This is a genomic window from Natrialba aegyptia DSM 13077 (assembly GCF_000337535.1).
Taxonomy (GTDB): domain Archaea; phylum Halobacteriota; class Halobacteria; order Halobacteriales; family Natrialbaceae; genus Natrialba; species Natrialba aegyptia.
The window spans coordinates 60,776-76,887 of record NZ_AOIP01000033.1 but is presented as its reverse complement, the minus strand read 5'-3'; the positions used below and the strand labels follow the sequence as shown (position 1 = coordinate 76,887).

Sequence of the window (16,112 nt, the reverse complement as noted above, 5' to 3'; positions counted from 1 at the left end):
CTTAGGCACCTCCACCTTCGCCCTCGATGTTCGGATCCAGTGCGTCGCGAAGCCAGTCGCCGAGGAGGTTGACGGCGATGACCGCGAAGACGATGCCGAGTCCCGGCACCATCGAGATCCACCAGCTCGTTCGCTGGTACCCCTGACCTCGCGAGATGTCGTAGCCCCACGAGAGCGTTGTCCCGGAGAACCCGAGGAACGACAGCGAACTCTCGAGGAGGATGACTGCGGCGACCTGAATCGTCGCCAGGACGATCACCGGGGTGAGGCTGTTCGGCAGAACGTGTTTGAACAGGATCGTCCAGTTGCTCGCGCCCATACTCCGCGCAGCCGTGACGTACTCTTCGTTGCGAACGCTCATCGCCTCGCCGCGGGCGACGCGGGCGAACCAAACCCACGTTACCAGCGCGACGACGACCGTGACCGTTCCGGGGAGCGTCGTACTTTCCGGCATACCATCGATGAGCCCGAATCGGGTGAGCGGATCGGGAATGCCGAACCCGGCCGAACCGAAGACGCCGATAAGCGCGAGCGCGAGGACGAGCGATGGAAACGCGAGCATGGTGTCGGCGATGCGCATCATCACGTCGTCGACCCGCCCGCCGTAGTAGCCGGAGACCAGTCCGAACGGAACGCCGATGAGGACGGCCAGTCCGGTTCCCAACAGCCCGACGAGCATCGACGTTCGTGCACCGTACACCAGTCGGGAGAACACGTCCTGACCGATGTCGTTCGTCCCGAGGAGGTGGTCGCTCGTCGACTCGACTTCGACCTCGACGAACTCGCCGTCCTGGCCGATCTCGGTGGTGTAACTCGTCCCGAGCGGCGGGTAACTGTTCCCGTTCTCGTCGAGGTAACCGGTCCGAGTCGGATTGTGCGTCGCGAGCACCGGCGCAAAGATCGCCATAATGAGGATGCTCGCCAGCAGAACGAGCCCCAGTTTCGGGAGTAAACTCTCGCGAAAGCCCTGCCGCAGATTCGATTCGAGTCTGTCCGGAATCATTCGTTGGTCACCCGTGGATCCAGTGTCGCATAGAGCGCGTCGACCGCGATGTTGATCAGGACGAATCCGAGCGCGATGAAGACGATAATGCCCTGCATGAGCGGCCAGTCGCGCGCGTTGAGCGCCTGAATCAACCGATCACCGAGCCCGGGCCAGTTGAAGACGGTCTCCGTGATCACCGCCCCGCCGATCAGCGTCCCCAGTTGGAGTCCGAGGACGGTGATGATCGGGATCATCGTGTTCCGCAGGACGTGTTTGTACCGGATCAACACGTACGGAATCCCCTTCGCCTCGGTCGCGGTCACGTAGGGTTTGCCGAACTCGTCGATCATGCCGCTTCGCGTCAACCGCGTGATCATCGCCGTGAAGTAGGTGCCGAGCGTGATCGCAGGCAGCGTAATGTGGCGCACCCAGGTGAGCAAATCGCCTGCGTAGCCGGTCGTCACAAGCGTCATCATCGCTTCACCGAAACCGACCGGCCGTCGCCCCTGTGGGATGGTAAATCCGAGGTAGGTTTCCATCGGGTCCTGCAGGAAAATGGCAAACAGCAAGATGAGCATCAATCCGAGCCAGAAGTTCGGCGTCGAGATGCCGAGCAACGAGAACAACGTTGCACCGTAATCGGCGGGCTCGTTCCGTCTCGAGGCGCTGATCACGCCGAGTGGCACCGCGATCACGATCGCGATGATCGTCGCCGCGATCGCCAACTCGAGGGTCGCCGGAACTCGTTCCAGAACCATGGTCGTCACCTCCCGACTCGACTGAAACGAGTAGCCGAAGTCGCCGGTGACCATTCCCTGCACGTAGTCTACATACTGGACGTAGATCGGTTCGTTTAATCCGTACTGTTCTCTGACCTGATCGCGGATCTCGGGATCGGCCGCCGGGCCGACGATCAGATTCGCCGGATCACCCGGCGAAACTGCCCGCAGCGCGAACATAATCGTAATCACTCCCCAGATGACGAGTACCCCCTGCAGGAGCCGTTTTACCAGAAACTTTCCAATAGACATGTACCCTCGTATGCGAAATTTCGTCTGCTCAGTGTGCGTGCATGCGTTTTATTGCCGATTCTTGTTCTTCGGAACCGGTCGGGCGGACTACGGATTCATCTCCCAGACCCAGATATTCTCGTCCTCGCGCGGCTCCCACTCGATGTCGTCGCGAATGCCGTAGATGCTCTCTTGTTGGTGGAGGAAGATCCACGGCGCTTTCTCGCGGGCCATCTCGTTGATGTCCTGGAGCGCCTGTTCGCGCTCGTCCGGCTCGTCGATGCCTTGGCTCTCGGTTATCGCCGAATCAAGCTCCTCGTCTCGGAACGTCTGGACACCGCCTCCCTCCTGGAAGAACCCGGAGACAGCGTAGTCGGTGTCACCCGTAATGACGCCCCACCCGATCAGGAAGAACGGAATCTCGTAGTTGTCCATTCCCGCCGAGTTCGCGTCCGAGACGACGCCGAAGTCGACGATGTTCGGTTCGCAACTGACGTTCTCGAGTTGATCTATCTGGTCGGCTACCCGCTCGGCGACGGCGGCGTCGTTGAGGTACCGGCCCTGCGGGGCGGTCAGTTCGATTTCGACGCCCGCGTAACCGCTCTCCTCGACGAGCTGTTCGGCCTGCTCGATGTCCTGCGAGTAGTACTCTAAGTCCGGGTTATGCCCGTTGACACCCGGCGGTGACGGCTGACTCATCGGGCTTCCGAACGAACTGAGCGAGCCGTCGATGATTGCCTGATTGTCGACCGCGTAGTTCATCGCCTGCCGGAACTCCTGGCTGTCGAAGGGTTCCGACTCGTTTTTCATCACGCAGAAGATGTTCCGGAAGCTGGTCACGCGCCGGACTTCGGTGCCGTCGTTGTCGTTTATCGTCTGTGTATCCTGCGGGAGGATGTTTATCGACATATCACTCGACCCCGTCTCGACCGCGGTGGTACGGCCGTTTGACTCCGTGTCGGAGTTGAACGTCACGCGTTCGAACGGGGCTTCGTCGCCCCAGTAATCGTCGAACCGCTCGAGAACGATTTCGGTATCGGGCGTGAAATCGACGACCTCGTAGGGCCCGGTTCCGTTGAAGATATCGGCCGAACTCCCCGCGATCGCATCCTCCTCGCCGCCCTGCTCGCGGGTCCACTCCGCGTTCATCGCGCGGGCGTAGTTTCCGAACTCGTACTCGGCGAGCGCCGCCGCCCCGCTGTACTGGAACTCAACCGTCGTCTCGTCGACTGCCTCCGCTCCTTCAATGGAGCCGAGTCCTGCGACCTGAGAGGAGGCCGGACCGAACTCGGCGTCGATCTGGCGTTGGAGCGTAAACGCCACGTCTTCTGCGGTCAGATCTTGCCCGTCGTGGAACTGCACGTCATCACGGAGCGTCATCTCGACGGCGCCATCACCGTGGTTCCAGTCCTCAACGACGCGACTTTCCGGTGCCTCGCCAGGTTGGACGTGGAACAGCGGTTCGTAGATGTGATCGAACACGTCGAAGTAGTCGCCGGTAATGTGATCGATCGGATCGACCGTATCCGGGAACTCCGAAAGCGTGATCGTGATCTCGTCGATCTCTTCGTCCCCGCCGTCTCCGAGACAGCCAGCAACCGCACTGAGACCGACCGTCGTCCCGGCAACACCGGTCACCTTCAGCAGCGTTCGGCGATCCATACTCGTATTGTCAGCACCCTGCATACCCTGGACATAGCAGGACTGTTATTTATATATGTTGGTGACCGGCCACACATCACACGGGTGACTGTCTTTCGCGCACGTGAACTGATGGACAAGCGTCCATTGCCAGCGACTCTTTTCGGTTGAAACGAACGTCTGATTTTCAACCAGCAGAACCAGTTTCTGAGTCGCGCCATAAGCTTAAGTTCCCTACAGTCCGTATCACAGATATGGCCGCTCACGGCCGGTCCGCACTGCGGGACCTGTTCGACGAGTCGCCCACACCTCATATTGCACACCCTCCTCGGACGCATCATCGCGACTTCTACGTCGCGACCGACGGCTCGTTCCGGGAGTCCGGTGGTGGATTGGGCGCTGTTATCGAAACGCGCGACGGCACCCGCGTCGCACGCATCGCGACGACGGATACGCCGCCGGACAACAACGTTGCCGAGTATCGCGCACTCCACCTCGGTCTCGATGTCCTCGCCGCACGAGCGCCGCGTGATGCCTCCGTCGGCGTCCTCATCGACCACGATGCCCTCGCGAGCAACGTCAACAACACTATTCTGGCAACGAGCCACCCCGACGGCAAGCCGCCACGGCCCGTCTCGATTCCGGCCGCAACGCGCTATCACTGGCGCGGCATCCAGGCTCGCCTTACCGGCTTCGGTGCCGTCCGCGCCGCACGGATCGATAGCGACCAGAATCCCGCTCATCCGCTCGCCAACACTCCCGGCCGATACCAGCACCTCTCTCACGAACCGGCGCGCTGTGTCCTGCCGGACCCGCCACAGTCTTCCAGTCCCGATCCCGGCGATCCGACGCCATCCGAGTTCCCGCCGCCATCGCGAGCCGACCGCAACAACAAGCAGGCGTCGGACTAACGCCTGATACGGTCTGCTGTCAGTCAGTTTCCTCGCCCCTGCGATCGGTCCTGCGAGTCGTCGGGAACTCGGTACAGCAGCCCGTCTGACACGGTCTTCGCGGCATCCGCGGTATCCAGATATCCGAACGGCTCTCGTTCAACACCCGGAATCGCCATCGTTATTTCACCGCTCCAGAGAGTCGTCCCCGATGAGCCTTCGCGTCGCCGCCGCCGCCCCCTTCGTTCAACACGGCACGAACCGCCTCGAGGAGAGCGAGTTCGTCGTCGCCCTCTCGCTCGACCGCGACTGGTTCTCCCCCGACCAGTCGAAACGCCTGATCGACGTCGCCACCAAGGACGGCCTCCTCGAACCCGACGGCACCGAACTCGTCGCCACCTTCGACCCGTCGTCGATCACGATCCCCGAGGACTTCGTGCCGGACGAGGACATTCTCACCGAACGATCCGCGTTCGAACGCGTCCTCGATGCCCTCGTCGCCGACGGCATGGCGAAACACGAGGCCGTCGGCGCGATTAACGCCCTCCAGAGCGATCTCGCCGTCACCATCGAAACCGCTGCCGTCGTCTACGCCCGCCGCGAGGGCGTCGACGTCAGCGACCTCGTTCCCACCGCCCGCGCCGAACTCGTCAGCGACGGTGGCGATGCCGATTCGAAATCGGAGTCAGAACACACATCAGGAGCCGGAACTGAAACTGAAACCGAAGCCAAAGCCACATCTGAAGCTGAAGCCGAAGTAGAAGCCGAAGAGCGTTAACCCTCGCTATCCCACCACCAGCATGGTCGAAGACCGGACCACCGACGGCACGCGAATCGCACAACTGCTCTCCTCCGAACTCGACGGCCGCGAGGACGGTGAACTCGCGGCTCTTGCCGTCACAAATGCCGATCGGGATATCGATCCGACGGTCGACGGTGTTCGCGCATACGACGTGACGATCACGGGCGACAGTGGAGACGATGACGGCGATATCACTACCGACAACCCCGCCGGTGAGCGACTCGCACAGGTGTTCGTCCACCCCGACCGTTCCCACCTCGAGTTCACTGCGGGACAGGACGTTGCGGCCGAGGCCGCTGCGGACGCCGGGCTCCGCGTTCGACCGAAGGCGACCCAGCCGCCGCGAACGCTGGTATTCGTCGAGAGCGGTGCCGAAGTCAAGCGCGCGACGGATGTCGTGCAGGCGGTCGTGCGCGCGGAGAGAGCGGACGGAGCGAGTACGTAGCGGTCAGGCGCTGGTGCTGGTCAATCGTCGCCCGGTTGCGGTGTCCCGTCGACGGCGTCTTCGAGTCGCGGCACGACGATCGCCTCGATTCGGCCGGAGTGTTGCATGAGCGTCGTCCCGAGCACGCTCATGACGAGTACGTACCCGATGGCGAAGGCGTAGATCGCGTCGGCAGTCCCCGCGGCGAGGCTGGTCCCGGCACCGCCGATGGCGAGACTCGCGATGATCAGCGAAAACTCGCCGCGGGTCGTCATTCCGAGCCCGACTCGGACCGACCGCTGAACATCGAGCTCGTAGAGACGCCCCCCGAGATAGCCGCTGACGAGTTTCGTCGGGGTCGTCAGCACGACGCCCGCAGCGATCGCTGCGAGGACGAACCCGTCGGCGAACAGCATCGGATCCGTCTGAATCCCGATCCAGACGAAAAACACCGCCGCGAAGGTATCCCGGAGCGGTTCGAGCAAGTTCTCCAGATCGTGGACGTGATCCGTCGAGGAGAACGCCATTCCGACGAAGAAGGCGGCGACCGCCTCGCTCACGCCGAGGGCCAGCGCCACACCGGATACGAATATCGTGATGCCGAGCGCACGCAAGACGAAGAACTCGTGAGAGTCCGTTTCGAGACTGCGCTGGATCCAGTCGGTTCCGAACGAGACGGCGAGCAACAAGACCAGGAGAAACCCGACTGCAATGCCGATCTGGCCGAGAGCCTCCCCGACATCGCCGCTACCGCCGACGAGCGCCGACGCGATCGCCAGGTAGACCGCGATAACGAGATCCTCGTAGACCAGCGTCCCGAGCAACGGCTCCGATTCGTCGTTTGCGATCCAGCCCAGATCGATGATCGACTTCGTAATGATCGCACTCGAGGAAATGTAGACGATCCCCGCCGTGAGAAACGCGGGCAGTACCCCGTCGAAAAGCAGCCAGCCGAGACCCAGTCCCGCGCCGAAGTTGATGGCGAAATCGACAGTCCCCGCCTTCCCGATCCGATCTCTCGCCTGGATCAGGCGGTCGAGATTGAACTCGAGGCCGAGAAAGAACAACAACAGGACGATCCCGACCTCGGCACTGACGTGAACGAAGTCCGTGTCGGCGAGTGCACCGTCACTGAGCGACGCGACCAGATCGACGCCACGGACCGTCCACTCCACGCCGAGTGCTCCCGGGAGTTCACCGAGGACGTGCGGACCCAGCAGTATACCGATGAGGATGTACCACGGAATCACCGATTGGTCGATCCGCTGGGCGACGAGTCCGGCGACTCCTGCCGCTCCGAACAGGACTCCCAAATCGATCAGTGCGGTCGATTCAGCCGCCACTCGAGTTCACCTCGGAAACTCCCGCCACCGGAGGCTCAATCCTCGTCTCCGGTCTGGGATTCGAGCAACGTTTCGAACTCGCGACAGTCCTCTCGGTCCCCGACGACGACGAGCGTGTCGTCGGCTTTGATCACCGTCTCGGGATCGGGTGGCGCGATTACCTCGCCCGCACGCTGGACCGCGACGATGGAGACGCCGGTTCGTTCTCTGATCCGTGCATCGGCGATACTCTGTCCGGCGAGTTCAGCGCCCTCACTCACGCTGTACCACTCGAGAAACGTATCGTCGGAGAGAATCGTCTCTACGCGTTCGGTCTGAACCGGCTGGAAGTACGCCCCTTCGAGGATCGTGCCGATCTTCCGCGCGAGCCGGTCCGACGCCTCGAACAGTTTCTCGCTGTCGGCGTCCGGATCCGGTTTTCGATACACCTCCCGCTTTCCCGTATTGTGGGTGACGATAACGAGTCGTTCGTCGTTTTCGAGTTCGACCTCGAACTTCTTTCCAACGCCGGGGAGGTCGCTCTCGTAGATGGTCATACACGAACCAAGCAGGCCGTGATATTAAAATCCGTGACACACCGGGGACGGGTCGATGGCGGGCGGGACAGTGGTGTATCATGGGATTGTCTCATCGGCGTGCTGAACCGTTGTGGTGGGGCGGGGAGGACGAGCGGACAGTCGAATACCGGCCGGATCCACACTTCTTCGGTGAGGTTCTGCGCGCAGTCAGCCGGTCTCTGTAAGTCCCTCGATGAGAAACGTCGCAGACGCGAGGTTCGTCGCCAGCGCCGTGTCGTGGACGTCACAGATCCGTAACAGCGCCGAGATATCCGGCTCGTGGGGCTGGGCGCGAAGCGGGTCGCGCAGGAAGATGACGCCGTCCATCATCCCCGCTGCGACCTCCGCGCCGATCATCAGATCACCGCCGTACGGGCCCGATTCCTTGCGTTCGACCTCGAGTTCAGTTTCCGTCTGGAGGCGCTTTCCGGTCGTTCCGGTCGCGACGAGGTCGCAGGTCGCAAGGGCATCCTCGTAGCGCTCGGCGAACTCGATCAAGGCCGGTTTCTCCTCGTCGTGGGCGATCAGTGCGAGGCGACTCATATCGGATTGTCGAGTGCGGTGACTGTAATAGTATCCCCGCCGTTTGCTTCGGTTCGGACGATGCCGACACCAGCCGCTGTCGTCAGGAACACGGGACGAACTCGTCGATCGAACCAATCCAGAGCCGAACGTTTTTTCGGCCGGGCTTCCGGACGTTCGCTATGCCACCGATCCGCTCCGACACGGACACTCACCACGTTGGGATTACCGTCAGTGACCTCGATACCGTCCTCCCGTTCTACCGCGATGTACTCGGCCTCTCGGTCGCCGACGAGTTCACCGTCGCCGGTCCCGAACTCGCCGACGCGATCGACGTCGACGGCGCGAGCGGGACGTTCGTGCATCTCGAGGGCTCTCGGAACTGCCGCGTCGAACTCGTCGAGTTCGAACCGGCGGTTCGCGAGGTGCCGGCCGCGGGGCTCAATCAGCCGGGTGCGACGCACGTCGGCCTCGAAGTCGGTGATCTCGCGGCGTTCGACGAGGCGTTGCCGGCGGATGTGACGACGTTGAGCGGGCCGCAAACGACGGAAAGCGGGACGACGATCATGTTTTTGCGCGACCCGGAAGGGAACCTCGTCGAGGTGCTCGAACCGTAGCGAACCGACGAACAGCCGTCTCGATACCGCGTTGGCTCCGGTCCCGAACAGCCGTGAGAACCATGCGCTTGCTTCCGATTCCCTCCGCGATTTCGATCGGTGGCGGTCGATTTGCTACCGTGGCTGCTCAGTCGAGAAACCGTTCCGTCCCGGGGATTTCGTCCGCCTCGGCCGGAAGGTCACCGAACCAGCCCGCATCCTCGACCGGGTCGCCCTCGGGGGTAGCCGCCTCGAGGTCGTAGCTACCGGAAACCGGCGAGGCGCTGAAGATGACGAACCCTCGAGACGCCGTTTTCGTCCCGTCTTCCGTCCGGAGGCGGATATCCCAGACGCCTTCGATCGCATCGAGTGCGACGGTGAAGCCGATGGTTTCCCGAATGTGCGTCGTAATTGCCGCGGCGAAGTCCTCCTCGGGGGCGACCGTTGCGACGGGAATTTTCCACGCGCACGTGTCGGTGAGCCGCCGCAAGAGCAGGTCACCATCGTGGTTCGTGATCCCTGCTCCGGCGAGATCAGCGAGGGCTGTGACTTGCTCGACGAGTTCCTCATCGACAACGTTCGTCCGTTCGTGAAACGGGACACCGTCGTGATTGCGCAGCGATTCGTAGTCGATAACTGGTCCGGCGGCTGTCGGTGGAGATTCGTCCCCCGTGTGGTGACGTGGCATTGTGCAGGTGACTGCAATCGATGTCGTTGCTGGTCGCCCCGTGCCGTCGATGGCTCCGTCTCCGTGGATCGTGAACTCGTCCGCTGAACAACGGCGGGATGAACACCGTAATCTCCCTCTACAAGTAGGAATAAAAATGCTTTCATCGAGCGCCGCAGTGGTTCCCTGTCAGTATCGAAACCAGCAGGCCGTGTGATCTCGACTTGGTCGTCGAACTGATACGGACTGCTGTAAGTGCGAGTCTCGGGACTGTTGGTGAACGAGGAGACTGCGCGTAGCTACTACCGCGCCCTATCGCGAAAACGTCGATCGAACCTGTTCGACCTCGGTATTGCACGAGGGACAGGTTTCCTTTTCGTCGTCAATGTAGACCGCATTGCAGGTCGAACACTGGAAGAGATTACCGGCGGCGTCCGACTGTGCCGCCGTCGAGTTCGTTGCCGCCCCGGGTTCATGGTCGCCGCTGTAGTCGGGGCCGTTCTCCTGGCCGCGACTGTCAGTCGGTTTCGGACCGTGAACGGTCGGCTGGCCGGGTTCTGTCGCTCCCCCGCTTGCCTGGGCCGTCCCCCGAAGTGTCGACTGGATCTGGTTGCGAACGCGTCCGAACTGCAATAGCGGCTTCACCTTCCCTCGGATGTCCATACAATGCCTATACGCCATTACCCCGAAGTAAATACCATCTAATATGTTTGGTATTGTCATCTGGTACCGTTCCGTACACTGGGGGGCGCACGCGCCACACCTCGTCCGTGCTCGCAGCGAAACGGAGGGCTATCGCGTCGGTTCGTTGCCGGCCTGCCGCGTTGCTATCGACACCTTCCAGACGACAGCCTGCAATTTGTCCCCGACTGCTCACTGAGTGCTGTCCAGCGGTATAGGAACCTTTTCGACCGTCCGGCGGTCACTCGCGTGCATGAACTTCTTCGATCGACTGCACGACCGCATCCGGACGGTCGACAGCGTCGTGAGCGTCGGCCTCGATCCCGACCCGTCTCGCATCCCCGAACACCTCCGCGAGTACGACCTCCCTCGGTGGGCGTTCAACCGCCGCATCATCGACGCAACCCACGAGCACGCCGCCGCCTACAAACCGAACGCCGCCTTCTACGAGGACCCCGACGGCTGGCGCGCACTCGAGGAGACGATCGCCTACGCCCACGGCAAGGACGTGCCGGTCCTACTCGACGCGAAGCGAGCGGACATCGGCAACACGACCCGCCAGTACGCCCAACTGCTCGAGCGCGCCGACGCGATCACCGTCAATCCTTACATGGGCCGGGACTCCCTCCAGCCGTTCCTCTCGAACGAGGACGCCGGCGTCTTCGTCCTCTGTCGCACCTCGAACCCCGGCGGCGCGGACATCCAGGATCTCGAACTCGACTCCGGCGAACCAGTCTACGAACGCGTCGCCGCCCTCGCCGATCTCTGGAACGAAAACGACAACGTCGGCCTCGTCGTCGGCGCAACCAAGCCCGAAGAACTCGAGGACCTCCGGGAGCAGGTCCCCGACCTCCCGTTTCTCGTCCCCGGCATCGGCGCACAGGGCGGCGACGCCGAAGCCGCCGTCGAGTTCGGCCTGGCCAACGGCGTCGGCTTGGTGAACTCGTCGCGCGGGATCATCTTCGCGGGGGAAAACGACGGCGAGGAGTTCGCCAACGCGAGCGGCCAGGCGGCAAAGCGCTTGCAGCGGCGACTCAATCAGTATCGGGACTGAAGCGAACGGAATCGGGCGCGAAATCGCCAGCCAAGTCTGAACTCGCGCGGGCGGTTTCTCACTGACGATCCTCTCGTGGATCGCGTTGAAGTCGACCGTGCCGTTGCGATGCAGGCTGCAACAACGGCTGCGCGATCGGTGTATAATTACAGGTACGATCGGCTCGGCGTCTGCTGTTTCCGACGAAACGAATCTCATCACCGGCCAGTCCAGAGCGAGGATACAACGGTAGATTGACCGGGTGACAACTTTTATGTGCATATGCGTTTTATTGGGAATATGCGCCGTCGTGCCCTCCTTACCGGTCTCACGGTTGGATCCGCTGCTATCGCAGGGTGGATGACTCGTGGGGCTAGCAGTATAACAGACTCCGTCGGAAGTATGGACGTTGGAGCCAGCACTGGAGCAGATTCCAGCAATACGGAACCCAAGTTCGAGGTGAATGAAGCCGAACCCGGTGCGTTCATTCTCCTGCGGAATCAACCACAGGATCCAAATGGCATTACCGTGGGTGATGAATTTGAAATCGGTATTCACCTTGGAAACCCTGGTGGTGAGCCAGCTACTGGTGAAGTGAGTGTCAAACTCACACCACCGAACGAGGACGAATCCGTGCAAACGGCCTCCACCAGTATTGACGGTGATGCGGAAATCCCGCCAGGAGAAGCGAGATTTTTCACGCTCGGTCGGTTCGATGCGACGGTAGCTGGCGACTGGGAACTCACCGCCGCTTCCGGAATCGAGCGGGTAAGCGATACATACGACAAAACAATCACGGTCGGAGAGCGATCTGATAACTAACGCTTGGCAGCACAGTTGCTCATCAGTCACCTTCATTTCTGAAGCCGGCCACGAACTCAGAGTTCAGTGTACACACACACACATAGCGGCTTATTCATTAGATTGTGAACGAAAATATCGTCCTCGGTCCAGCAACTAACCAAGACACACTTCCTGCAACTCATTCAATACCATCAATCTCTGAACGCGATAGGGTCAGCACATCGGAGAGTCCCACACTGTATCTGGGCTGACCAACCAGATATATTTATAACGATACAAGTAACCAGTACTGGTCCCTAGTCAGGAGCAGGAGGGGTATTAAAACCGCATTCAACCCTCTGTTACTAGATGTGTATAATCACCAATAGTAATTAGACATGTGCCAATTGTGTCCGAGATTATAGACGCTGCCCCAAATTCCTTCTGCTCGATCGGTGATCACCTTGTCCCGTATGATCCTTGGTCCGCGACGACGTGACTGCCGGGGTAGAACCATGATGTTCCATTCCTCGGGATGCCATAATGCCAATCGATACTTGGATCACTGTTGTCAAGCGATTGTTCCACGTCACCGGAGCCCCCAGCGTTCCAACTGAGAGAACCTCCTGCAGGATATCCTATTGAAACAGTGTATCCTTCATCATGCGTGGTGGTTGGACCGGCATTGTGGATTGATTCACTCCCGAGTTCGCTTTCACCCCAGTCATGCGTGGTATCTATCCAGCGGCTATATGGGTTAATGGTATCATCGCTACTCGCGATAAGACTTCGAAATGCATTACGGACTTCGTTATCCTCGAGAACGTAATACCATTCAATATTGTGGTTCAGTTCTCCCCAGTGCGCCGTCTCATTTGCCTGCCAGTCGTCGATAAAGTCCCATTCTGGGCCAGATTCGACGGGGGGTGAGGAGGTCGTCACTTCCGACGTTTGGAATTCGTCTTTTTTCCTTTTACCCTTCGCGTGGGCAGATGCCTCCGTGTCTTCTGATGAGCCACCATAGTACTGGCTGACACGACCGTTAGATCCTATCCGAGCAACGTATTCGACGGTTTCGGAGCCCTCTCGAAACTCCGAGACTCCTTCTGTATCAAGAGCCTTCGAATGAGCACTCGGACTTTTATCGACCAATCTTTCGAGAGCCTCTCGTGCTTCGCTGGACTTGATCGGACTGTTGTAACTACCTTTGAGCCGAATGACCTGCGGTTCATACTGTGACGCTCCGGCAGATGCCGTAGCGCCCAGTCCACCGAGAGCGGCTGCACTCGCGATTTTCAGCACTTTCCGCCGGTCAATTTTGTCACCACTGTGTTTGCCATTCTGTGGCATGACAATATAGGTAACATACACGATTATAAAACTATCGGATATAATTATAAGAACTCTGGTACAGTAGTTACTAGTGGTTTGTCAATGGCTATTTAGTTGAGTCAAGTTGCGAATCGAGAAGCAGTCACACTCTCAAATCCCGCTTGATCGTTTCCATAACTCGTAGATGGATAATAGTCGAGCGTCCGCGAGTAGCTTGAACGGTTCGAGCGCGATTACAACTAGCAGAGAGTCACATCAAGCTCCCACCGAAAGACATCAGTAGAGGGATGGAAACTAGACCCTTCCAGGAAAGAGTATCGCTGATACTCCAGAGCCTCATTCGTTCACACCCGGTATTGTGTAGTATGAACTCGATCGTACAGTGCTTTCCCGATTGAAGGGCTTTCTCACCGGCCGCAATATCCGATCGAGACTAGATGGACGAACGCACCTGATGGCTGTCGATCTACTCGAAGGCTTACGGAAGGTCGGGCGTCGAACAGTCGACTGCGACGAGTCGCCCGACGACGTAGTCCTCGACGATTCGGGGCTCGATTTCGACTTCGACCGGGGTAGCGGGGACCCCCTCAAGTTGGTCGATTCCCTCGACGACGGCGATGTCCAGTGGACTCCCCTCGCGCGGGTGCGTGGCGACGAGCGTTCCTTCGCACTGTGCTACCTCAACGCAGAATCGGTCGCCGACGCCGACGGCGATCGCGAGTTCATCGCGAATGGCGGTCATTTGGTGGAGTGGATGCGAGGGCGGAGAGAGCGGTCAGAACCGGTGTACGTCGACGTCGTCCGAGTTCGGGTCACGTCCCGGTTCGACCTGGGCCGCACAGTCGGCACAGAGCCCTTTCTCGCGGTCGTAGTGTTGCTCGCAGGCGAGCGTGCCGCAGTTGTCACAGCGTTCCTGGGCCGGCCGGGACTCACAGATCTGACAGAGGCCACTGACGCTCATACTGCATACAGGGGCTCGAGACCCTTGAAACCGGCCCCAGTATCTTCCGCCGGTCCATGGTAATTGATACCCATAGACGGGAAGGCTTTTGCCGTGTGGACCGCTATCAGTTGCTATGAGCCGTGACCGGGCTCTTCTCGAGCGAGCCCTGGACCGTGGCGAACAGGACGGTGGCAACGTCGAGTTCAAGGAACGGCTTTCACGCGATGTTCACCTCGAGAGTGGACGACGCGAGAGTCTGGCGGCCCAACTGCGTCACCGACTCCTTTCCGGCGACGGCGAGGCGACGTACGTCGTCGGCGTGACGGACGACGGCGGACTCGCCGGTGTCGATCCCGATACGTTCTCGGAGACGATGGACGTGCTCTCGCTGCTGGCCGAGGAAGCTGACGCACACATCGACGACGTACAGACCTGGGGAATCAACCAGGGGCTCGTCGGCGTCGCGACAATCAACGAAGGAAGCGTCCTTGAGACGGACGACGAACACGTCGTCGTCGGCACGGCGGGTCACGTCGACCACGGCAAGAGCACGCTCGTCGGCTCGCTCGTCACCGGCAACCCGGACGACGGCGACGGCGCGACGCGCTCCTATCTCGACGTCCAACCCCACGAGGTCGAACGCGGCCTCTCGGCGGATCTCTCCTACGCCGTCTACGGCTTCGACGACGACGGCCCGGTCCGCGTTCGCAACCCGAATCGCAAGGCGGACCGCGCCCAGGTCGTCGAGGAGGCCGATCGGCTCGTTTCCTTCGTCGACACCGTCGGCCACGAGCCGTGGCTCCGCACGACGATCCGCGGACTCGTCGGGCAGAAACTCGACTACGGCCTGCTCGTCGTCGCCGCCGACGACGGCCCCACGCGAACGACCCGCGAACATCTCGGCGTCCTCCTCGCGACCGATCTGCCGACTATCGTCGCGATCACGAAGACCGACGCCGTCGACGACGACCGCGTCGAGGAAGTCGAACGCGAGGTCGAACGCCTCCTCCGAGAGGTCGAAAAGTCGCCGCTTCGCGTCTCCCGCCACGGTATCGACACTGCAATCGACGAAATCAGCGAGCGCGTCGTCCCCATCGTCGAAACCAGCGCCATCACGATGGACGGACTCGAGACGCTCGATGAACTCTTCGACAGACTCCCGAAGACGTCTCAGGATACCGGCGAGTTCAGGATGTACGTCGATCGGAGCTACTCGGTAACTGGCGTCGGCGCGGTCGCCTCGGGAACCGTCAAATCCGGCGAGGTCGAGGCCGGCGACGAGCTCCTCATCGGGCCGATGCCCGACGGGCGATTTCAGGAGGTCGAGGTTCGCTCGATCGAGATGCACTACCATCGGGTCGATACGGCCCAGGCCGGCCGGATCGTCGGCATCGCGCTGAAGGGGATCAAGGAGAGCGCGATCGAGCGCGGCATGGTCCTGCTCCCGCGGGACGCCGATCCGGAACCGATTCGCGAGTTCGAGGCCGAGGTGATGGTACTCAACCATCCGACCCGGATCGGCGACGGCTACGAGCCGGTCGTCCACCTCGAGACGATCGGTGAGGCGGCGGCGTTTCACCCCGACGAGGGTCGCCTCCTCCCGGGCGACACGGGCGAGACAACCGTCCGGTTCAAGTTCCGCCCGTACCTCGTCGAGGAAGGCCAGAAGTTCGTCTTCCGCGAGGGTCGCAGCAAGGGCGTCGGCACGGTGACGGCCGTTCACCCCGCGAACGCGGAGTGAGTCGTGTCCACCGTCGACCTCTCGACCCATTTGTCGATACATCTATATGATACTTCAGAAGATTTTTATTGAAACTAACTAGTTATCCAGACGATATTTCCGCGCTCCCCGTCCGGCCGCCTCCGATGGGCGATCCGCGAAGCGCTCGTCTTCGCCGGCATC

Annotated in this window: 19 protein-coding genes; 7 read left to right on the top strand and 12 right to left on the bottom strand. The window is 60.9% G+C overall.

Annotated features, from left to right (window positions below):
• Position 1: 1 nt before the first annotated feature.
• From C480_RS16140 to C480_RS16130, 3 genes are all read right to left on the bottom strand, one after another.
• Entirely contained in the window at positions 2–1,003 is a 1,002-nt protein-coding gene (locus C480_RS16140; protein WP_006666682.1) for an ABC transporter permease, read from the bottom strand.
• On the bottom strand, positions 1,000–2,016 hold the full coding sequence (locus C480_RS16135; RefSeq protein WP_049903809.1) for an ABC transporter permease: 1,017 nt from the start codon (positions 2,014–2,016) through the stop codon (positions 1,000–1,002). Before C480_RS16135 ends, C480_RS16140 begins: the two co-directional genes overlap by 4 nt.
• A gap of 87 nt (positions 2,017–2,103) precedes the next feature.
• Entirely contained in the window at positions 2,104–3,657 is a 1,554-nt protein-coding gene (locus C480_RS16130) for an ABC transporter substrate-binding protein (protein WP_006666680.1), read from the bottom strand.
• 233 nt (positions 3,658–3,890) lie between these two features.
• On the opposite strand from C480_RS16130, the gene C480_RS16125 reads away from it, so the two are divergent.
• Complete coding sequence (locus tag C480_RS16125) at positions 3,891–4,547, top strand: ribonuclease H family protein (protein WP_006666679.1); 657 nt, start codon at positions 3,891–3,893, stop codon at positions 4,545–4,547.
• Positions 4,548–4,570: 23 nt separating this feature from the next.
• Here C480_RS16125 and C480_RS24565 read toward each other — a convergent pair whose 3' ends face one another.
• Positions 4,571–4,705: a hypothetical protein gene (locus C480_RS24565; protein WP_275040281.1), complete on the bottom strand. Its 135-nt coding sequence runs from the start codon at positions 4,703–4,705 to the stop codon at positions 4,571–4,573.
• Positions 4,706–4,737: 32 nt separating this feature from the next.
• On the opposite strand from C480_RS24565, the gene C480_RS16120 reads away from it, so the two are divergent.
• Entirely contained in the window at positions 4,738–5,304 is a 567-nt protein-coding gene (locus C480_RS16120; protein WP_006666678.1) for a DUF2240 family protein, read from the top strand.
• A gap of 22 nt (positions 5,305–5,326) precedes the next feature.
• The gene (locus C480_RS16115) at positions 5,327–5,773 is read left to right on the top strand and encodes a hypothetical protein (protein ID WP_006666677.1); all 447 of its coding nucleotides are present in this window, start codon (positions 5,327–5,329) and stop codon (positions 5,771–5,773) included.
• A 20-nt stretch (positions 5,774–5,793) separates the two neighbouring features.
• Here C480_RS16115 and C480_RS16110 read toward each other — a convergent pair whose 3' ends face one another.
• From C480_RS16110 to C480_RS16100, 3 genes are all read right to left on the bottom strand, one after another.
• Complete coding sequence (locus tag C480_RS16110; protein WP_006666676.1) at positions 5,794–7,095, bottom strand: cation:proton antiporter; 1,302 nt, start codon at positions 7,093–7,095, stop codon at positions 5,794–5,796.
• A gap of 35 nt (positions 7,096–7,130) precedes the next feature.
• Positions 7,131–7,631, bottom strand: a complete 501-nt coding sequence (locus C480_RS16105) for a cation:proton antiporter regulatory subunit (protein ID WP_006666675.1) — start codon at positions 7,629–7,631, stop codon at positions 7,131–7,133.
• A gap of 189 nt (positions 7,632–7,820) precedes the next feature.
• Positions 7,821–8,195: a methylglyoxal synthase gene (locus C480_RS16100; protein ID WP_006666674.1), complete on the bottom strand. Its 375-nt coding sequence runs from the start codon at positions 8,193–8,195 to the stop codon at positions 7,821–7,823.
• Between the two features lie 161 nt (positions 8,196–8,356).
• On the opposite strand from C480_RS16100, the gene C480_RS16095 reads away from it, so the two are divergent.
• Positions 8,357–8,791, top strand: coding sequence for a VOC family protein (locus tag C480_RS16095; protein WP_006666673.1), 435 nt, complete (start codon positions 8,357–8,359; stop codon positions 8,789–8,791).
• 127 nt (positions 8,792–8,918) lie between these two features.
• Here the strand turns inward: C480_RS16095 and C480_RS16090 are convergent, their stop codons facing one another.
• Positions 8,919–9,458: an NUDIX hydrolase gene (locus C480_RS16090; RefSeq protein WP_006666672.1), complete on the bottom strand. Its 540-nt coding sequence runs from the start codon at positions 9,456–9,458 to the stop codon at positions 8,919–8,921.
• Between the two features lie 291 nt (positions 9,459–9,749).
• On the bottom strand, positions 9,750–10,100 hold the full coding sequence (locus tag C480_RS16085) for a hypothetical protein (RefSeq protein WP_241433839.1): 351 nt from the start codon (positions 10,098–10,100) through the stop codon (positions 9,750–9,752).
• A 271-nt stretch (positions 10,101–10,371) separates the two neighbouring features.
• Here C480_RS16085 and pyrF point away from each other — a divergent pair, with 271 nt between their 5' ends.
• Positions 10,372–11,172 carry an orotidine-5'-phosphate decarboxylase gene (gene pyrF / locus C480_RS16080; RefSeq protein ID WP_006666670.1) on the top strand — a complete coding sequence of 267 codons (801 nt, stop codon included), beginning with the start codon at positions 10,372–10,374 and terminating at the stop codon, positions 11,170–11,172.
• A gap of 381 nt (positions 11,173–11,553) precedes the next feature.
• Complete coding sequence (locus C480_RS16075; RefSeq protein ID WP_049903826.1) at positions 11,554–11,973, top strand: hypothetical protein; 420 nt, start codon at positions 11,554–11,556, stop codon at positions 11,971–11,973.
• 420 nt (positions 11,974–12,393) lie between these two features.
• On the opposite strand, the gene C480_RS23100 is transcribed toward C480_RS16075, so the two are convergent.
• The 3 genes from C480_RS23100 to C480_RS16065 form a co-directional block, all read right to left on the bottom strand.
• Positions 12,394–13,284, bottom strand: a complete 891-nt coding sequence (locus tag C480_RS23100) for a hypothetical protein (protein WP_152424070.1) — start codon at positions 13,282–13,284, stop codon at positions 12,394–12,396.
• Positions 13,285–13,744: 460 nt separating this feature from the next.
• Complete coding sequence (locus C480_RS16070) at positions 13,745–14,008, bottom strand: hypothetical protein (protein WP_006666668.1); 264 nt, start codon at positions 14,006–14,008, stop codon at positions 13,745–13,747.
• Between the two features lie 33 nt (positions 14,009–14,041).
• Positions 14,042–14,227, bottom strand: coding sequence for a hypothetical protein (locus C480_RS16065; RefSeq protein ID WP_006666667.1), 186 nt, complete (start codon positions 14,225–14,227; stop codon positions 14,042–14,044).
• A gap of 115 nt (positions 14,228–14,342) precedes the next feature.
• Between C480_RS16065 and C480_RS16060 the strand changes: the two genes are divergently transcribed.
• Positions 14,343–15,950, top strand: a complete 1,608-nt coding sequence (locus C480_RS16060) for a GTPBP1 family GTP-binding protein (RefSeq protein WP_006666666.1) — start codon at positions 14,343–14,345, stop codon at positions 15,948–15,950.
• The last annotated feature ends 162 nt before the right edge of the window (positions 15,951–16,112 follow it).

Excerpts from the sequence above, each read along its gene's own strand:
- C480_RS16090 (WP_006666672.1), bottom strand. The coding sequence starts at position 9,458 with ATGCCACGTCACCACACGGGGGACGAATCTCCACCGACAGCCGCCGGA.
- C480_RS16100 (WP_006666674.1), bottom strand. The coding sequence starts at position 8,195 with ATGAGTCGCCTCGCACTGATCGCCCACGACGAGGAGAAACCGGCCTTG.
- C480_RS23100 (WP_152424070.1), bottom strand. The coding sequence starts at position 13,284 with ATGCCACAGAATGGCAAACACAGTGGTGACAAAATTGACCGGCGGAAA.
- C480_RS16140 (WP_006666682.1), bottom strand. The coding sequence starts at position 1,003 with ATGATTCCGGACAGACTCGAATCGAATCTGCGGCAGGGCTTTCGCGAG.
- C480_RS16125 (WP_006666679.1), top strand. The coding sequence starts at position 3,891 with ATGGCCGCTCACGGCCGGTCCGCACTGCGGGACCTGTTCGACGAGTCG.
- C480_RS16130 (WP_006666680.1), bottom strand. The coding sequence starts at position 3,657 with ATGGATCGCCGAACGCTGCTGAAGGTGACCGGTGTTGCCGGGACGACG.
- pyrF (WP_006666670.1), top strand. The coding sequence starts at position 10,372 with ATGAACTTCTTCGATCGACTGCACGACCGCATCCGGACGGTCGACAGC.
- C480_RS16060 (WP_006666666.1), top strand. The coding sequence starts at position 14,343 with ATGAGCCGTGACCGGGCTCTTCTCGAGCGAGCCCTGGACCGTGGCGAA.
- C480_RS16085 (WP_241433839.1), bottom strand. The coding sequence starts at position 10,100 with ATGGACATCCGAGGGAAGGTGAAGCCGCTATTGCAGTTCGGACGCGTT.
- C480_RS16135 (WP_049903809.1), bottom strand. The coding sequence starts at position 2,016 with ATGTCTATTGGAAAGTTTCTGGTAAAACGGCTCCTGCAGGGGGTACTC.
- C480_RS24565 (WP_275040281.1), bottom strand. The coding sequence starts at position 4,705 with ATGGCGATTCCGGGTGTTGAACGAGAGCCGTTCGGATATCTGGATACC.
- C480_RS16115 (WP_006666677.1), top strand. The coding sequence starts at position 5,327 with ATGGTCGAAGACCGGACCACCGACGGCACGCGAATCGCACAACTGCTC.
- C480_RS16095 (WP_006666673.1), top strand. The coding sequence starts at position 8,357 with ATGCCACCGATCCGCTCCGACACGGACACTCACCACGTTGGGATTACC.
- C480_RS16075 (WP_049903826.1), top strand. The coding sequence starts at position 11,554 with ATGGACGTTGGAGCCAGCACTGGAGCAGATTCCAGCAATACGGAACCC.
- C480_RS16105 (WP_006666675.1), bottom strand. The coding sequence starts at position 7,631 with ATGACCATCTACGAGAGCGACCTCCCCGGCGTTGGAAAGAAGTTCGAG.
- C480_RS16065 (WP_006666667.1), bottom strand. The coding sequence starts at position 14,227 with ATGAGCGTCAGTGGCCTCTGTCAGATCTGTGAGTCCCGGCCGGCCCAG.
- C480_RS16070 (WP_006666668.1), bottom strand. The coding sequence starts at position 14,008 with ATGACCGCCATTCGCGATGAACTCGCGATCGCCGTCGGCGTCGGCGAC.
- C480_RS16120 (WP_006666678.1), top strand. The coding sequence starts at position 4,738 with ATGAGCCTTCGCGTCGCCGCCGCCGCCCCCTTCGTTCAACACGGCACG.